This is a genomic window from Nostoc sp. (genome assembly GCF_035638895.1).
Classification (GTDB): Bacteria; Cyanobacteriota; Cyanobacteriia; order Cyanobacteriales; family Nostocaceae; genus Nostoc.
Map to the genome: position 1 here is coordinate 1 of NZ_DASQZC010000714.1, position 4,232 is coordinate 4,232.

6 protein-coding genes are annotated in these 4,232 nt (G+C 36.7%); 4 read left to right on the top strand and 2 right to left on the bottom strand.

The genetic code is table 11. From position 1 onward, the window contains the following. Positions 1 to 555: hypothetical protein (locus VE944_RS33775; RefSeq protein ID WP_324988089.1), on the bottom strand; the 555-nt coding region annotated here is incomplete at its 3' end. A 504-nt stretch (positions 556 to 1,059) separates the two neighbouring features. Between VE944_RS33775 and VE944_RS33780 the strand changes: the two genes are divergently transcribed. From VE944_RS33780 to VE944_RS33795, 4 genes are all read left to right on the top strand, one after another. Further along, a complete protein-coding gene (locus VE944_RS33780; RefSeq protein WP_324988092.1) occupies positions 1,060 to 1,332 on the top strand; it encodes a hypothetical protein in 273 nt (90 codons plus the stop codon). Between the two features lie 165 nt (positions 1,333 to 1,497). Next, a complete protein-coding gene (locus VE944_RS33785; protein WP_324988094.1) occupies positions 1,498 to 2,472 on the top strand; it encodes a protein rep in 975 nt (324 codons plus the stop codon). 140 nt (positions 2,473 to 2,612) lie between these two features. After that, the gene (locus VE944_RS33790) at positions 2,613 to 2,918 is read left to right on the top strand and encodes a hypothetical protein (RefSeq protein WP_324988097.1); all 306 of its coding nucleotides are present in this window, start codon (positions 2,613 to 2,615) and stop codon (positions 2,916 to 2,918) included. Positions 2,919 to 2,923: 5 nt separating this feature from the next. After that, positions 2,924 to 3,811, top strand: coding sequence for a KilA-N domain-containing protein (locus tag VE944_RS33795; protein ID WP_324988100.1), 888 nt, complete (start codon positions 2,924 to 2,926; stop codon positions 3,809 to 3,811). Here the strand turns inward: VE944_RS33795 and VE944_RS33800 are convergent. Next, a partial coding sequence (locus tag VE944_RS33800) for a hypothetical protein (protein ID WP_324988103.1) occupies positions 3,744 to 4,232 on the bottom strand: 489 nt, incomplete at its 5' end. The genes VE944_RS33795 and VE944_RS33800 overlap by 68 nt on opposite strands.

Below are 4,232 nucleotides of genomic sequence, written 5' to 3' on the forward strand. Positions count from 1 at the left end.
AACTTGACTTCTTGTTAGTTTAGTTTTCTTTATAACTTCAACTGTGACTATCTCTTCAAATCTTGGAAGCTCTAGTGTAATTTCTGGAGTTTTATATTCATCTTCTTTTAACTGTAAATCTTTGTTATCACTACCGTTATTAGACTCGATAACAAATGAATTTTCGTTTTCTGGTTTATTGTTATTAGTTTTGTTATTAATATTGTCTAAGATGTTATCATTTATGTTTTGTATTTCTTCATGATTGTTATTAGCGTTATCAGTTTTGATAACAGGCAATTGTAAATTACTTGTCAAAGTTTCTAATGTTTTTACTCGTTCTTGCAGCTCTAAAAACATTTCCTTGGTAACTTCTATTGTGGGGGCTATGAAGTTTTTCCCAGCAGTAGCTAGTGGAAAATCGAGGTAAGCAGATAACGCTTTAATTAGTACTTCAGTTTTACTGTCTCCAGTTTCCTCGCAGCGTTTTTCTGCCTGCTCATATAGTTCATTTGGGATTCTGCCTGAAAAGAAGCGGTTAGATGACATATTGTTATCATGTAGCGATAACGTCATAATAACAATACTTTTGATTAAAATCTATACTTTTATCAACTTGTTATTATTGTTATCATTATGTTTCAATACTTACGAAATTTGCTTTGTCGGTACCTGTTGCAACATGTTTTGGTACATACCGAAACGTGTTGAACGTTTTTTTAACCCCTTTCTGAGTGTATGGAGGTCTGAGTAACATCTGACGAAGGAAGATGTTACTCAGGTTTCTGTAACTCAGAAAGGGGTACTTGTTTTTTTGAACTACTAATCTTGTAGAAAATTTATAGCTCATTCCTGCCATTGCCTAATCGAGCGAAGGAGTCTTCCAGTTCGTTAGGCTACATGAGTCGATTTGTTTAATTCTTTAAAATTTCCTCTTCGTTTAGAAGTTTAGCTTGTGTTCTCGTATGTCTTATGGTTATTAATTATTGCTTCTGCCGGTAGATAGAATTATTCTTTCAAAATGTTATTTTTAATTCATACCAAGAAACGTCAAATTCTTGCTGTAGATAGATGACGTAGGTGGTTTATTTAGTTACAAAACCCAATGCTGCTGTAACAGAACTGGGTTTTGATTTTGTTTTATTACTTGGAGGTAATTCTATTATGCTACCAAATCTGTTGGCTGTTTTGAAAGAGGGGCTTTTAACTGTAGTGGTTTTAGCTTTGGTGCTGGGATCTCTTGGGATAGCAATTCTAGATCCACAATTTCGCCCAGCTTTTGCTGATTTAGCTAAGGTTGGAATTGCTGGTTATTTAGGTTGGATGATTCCACATTCTCCTAGCAGGCGCTAATTTCAATTCCGCCTTCACTTGAAGATATTAAGGGATAACGTGAGGGCGCAGACCGAGCGTTATCCCTTGCACTGTGAGCGTTTGAAAGGTTTGACAAATTAAAAACCCCCCTGTAGAGTTAAAGTTACCACACTTTACAATTTCTACTGAGGGGCTTAAAACTACGTGTCTGACAACAAATCAGACGCGAGTATTAGTATTTCTAATCCTAGTCTACCGCTATCTACTCAGCCTGACCAGACCCCAGGACTGGCAGATTTGTCAGATCGGGATCAATTTTGGGACAAGCATCGGAATAATGCCGATCGCGTTTCAGATCACTATGCTCGTAGTCGCTATCAAAAATATGCTTATCGTATTAACGATTGCTCTCAAATGCTAGATTTTCGTTTAGTTCCAGAGCAGTCTGATGGTGTTTACAAACTGAAATTATCATCAGCAAAATTTTGTAGAACTCGCTTTTGCCCAGTTTGCCAATGGCGGCGATCGCTCATGTGGAAGGCAAAGGCTTATCAAGCTTTGCCAAAAGTTGTTCAGGATTATCCAAAGCACCGATGGCTTTTTCTAACATTGACTGTAAAGAATTGCCCAGTTGATGAATTGAGGAAAACTTTGGACTGGATGAATAAATCATTTATTAGGTTAACTAAGTTAAAAGATTGGCCAGGTGTGGGATGGATTAAATCTGTTGAGGTGACACGGGGTCGTGATGGCAATGCTCATCCTCATATTCATACTTTGCTGATGGTCGCTCCTGGATATTTTGGCCCTAATTATTTATCTCAAGAGCGGTGGAATGAACTTTGGCAGCAATCAGCGCGGTTGGATTATAAGCCAGTGACTCATGTAAGGGCGATCGCTAAAGAGCATAATCCTTGTGTAATTATTCCAGAGATTTTGAAGTATCAAGTTAAAGAATCAGACTTGATTGCAAATCGTGAGTGGTTTTTGGAGTTAACTAAGCAGTTACACAAAACTAGGGCAGTAGCTGTTGGTGGTGTATTGCGATCTTATATGGCTGATTTGGAGCGCGAACCAGAAGACCTTGTGGGTGAAGATAGCAAGGGTGAGGTTGATGAGGGGCATTTGTATTTTGCTTGGAAGCGTGAGCATAAGAAATACAAACTTATTGATCCCTAATAGCTTTTATTGCTGATAACGCTTGATAACGTAAACTTTATTCTGTTATCAGTTATGTTATTATTTTGTTATCGCTTGTTATCACTAGCGATATAGTACTTTTGTACTATTTGACAGTGTAACACAATTTGAGGTTGATTATGCCAAGAGGTGGACGTAGGGATGGTGCTGGTGGAAGGTATAAATGGATTCACGGAGAAACAAAAGTTATTAGAGTTCCCGTACAGTTAGCCGATCGTATTTTAGAGATTGCTAAAATGTTGGACGAGGGAGTACCTTTAGATAGTGTAACAGGGTCAAAGACTGTAGATTTATCTGGTATTTCTATACATCAAGGTCAAAGCGGAGCGATAGTTTATTTGAAGGATTTGCTAAGGGCAGGGTATAAAATTCGACCTATAGCTCTGGTTGATAAGCTTAGAAAGGATTTAGATAAGGAAGGCTAACTGAAATGGTAAAAAATCAAAAACTTTCAAGAGATGTGAACGGAATTGCTGTTGAGCAGCGTGTTGTAGATGGTTTTATTAATGCAACAGCTATGGCAGTTGCTCACGGTAAAGACATTTCTGAATGGCTGGCGTTAGAAATGATACTAAGACTTGTGACTGCTCTTGCGAAAAAGCTCGGTGTAGATCCAATTCCCGGAAAAGTAGGCAATTCAGTATACACAAGGGTTTCAGCTACTTATCCTACTATTGTTATTGTAAAACGAGGATCTCCAGAAAACGGAGGTGGCACATGGGTTCATCCTAAGCTAGCAGTTCATGTAGGTCAATGGTGTAGTGAGGAGTTTGCTCTCCAAGTTTCTGATTGGATAGAAGAATGGATGACCACTGGGAAAAATCCAATATGGCTTGAATCTGACTTAGATCGCGTTATCTATAGGGATGCGCTTAAAGATGAAACTCGTTTAAGAATGACAGATCAGATTAAAGTTTATTTAATACAAATTAAAAAGTATGATGACAAGATATATAGAGGACGTTTTTTCTCTAAAATCAATGATGGTATAAATATTTCTGTTACTAGTGAAACTGCTAAACAGATGAGATTTCGACTTTCTCAAATGCTTGGGAAAGAAATTAAAGAAAATGAACTAATTAGAAATTATTTTCCTGCATTGTATTTAATTAGATACATATCTGTATGTGAGGCTTTAGCTAATTTCATGGTTCGTGATGGATTACATCCAGAGACTGCTTTGGAACGCGCTATTGAAATTGCTTTGCCTTCTAATTATATTCCAAGGCAAATAGATTTTGTTGAACATATTAACTTTGTTCGTCAACGACTGTCTCAACCTGTTCTTGGGCAAGAGAATCTAAAGTTTCTCCCTTAATGATTTTGTTGTTATCAGGCTGATAATTATTGTTATTAATGGAGTCTGTAGGATATGTGGAATCTGTTATCAAGTTTTGATAAATAGCGTTATCAGGAATTAGATTCCAAACAGGTCTTTCTTTGGAGTTTTCCCCGGCATAAAATAGTCTGTAATGATGATCGTTAACTTTTATGCCATCTTTGTGAATAACTTCAAAAGGTTTTTCTAAAAGTTTTCCAGCTTTTATTGTCCCTCCCTTATGTCTTATTTTTTCTATAGCTTTACCCATTAGGTAATCAACTTGACTTCTTGTTAGTTTAGTTTTCTTTATAACTTCAACTGTGACTATCTCTTCAAATCTTGGAAGCTCTAGTGTAATTTCTGGAGTTTTATATTCATCTTCTTTTAACTGTAAATCTTTGTTATCACTACCGTTATT

Excerpts from the sequence above, each read along its gene's own strand:
- VE944_RS33795 (WP_324988100.1), top strand. The coding sequence starts at position 2,924 with ATGGTAAAAAATCAAAAACTTTCAAGAGATGTGAACGGAATTGCTGTT.
- VE944_RS33790 (WP_324988097.1), top strand. The coding sequence starts at position 2,613 with ATGCCAAGAGGTGGACGTAGGGATGGTGCTGGTGGAAGGTATAAATGG.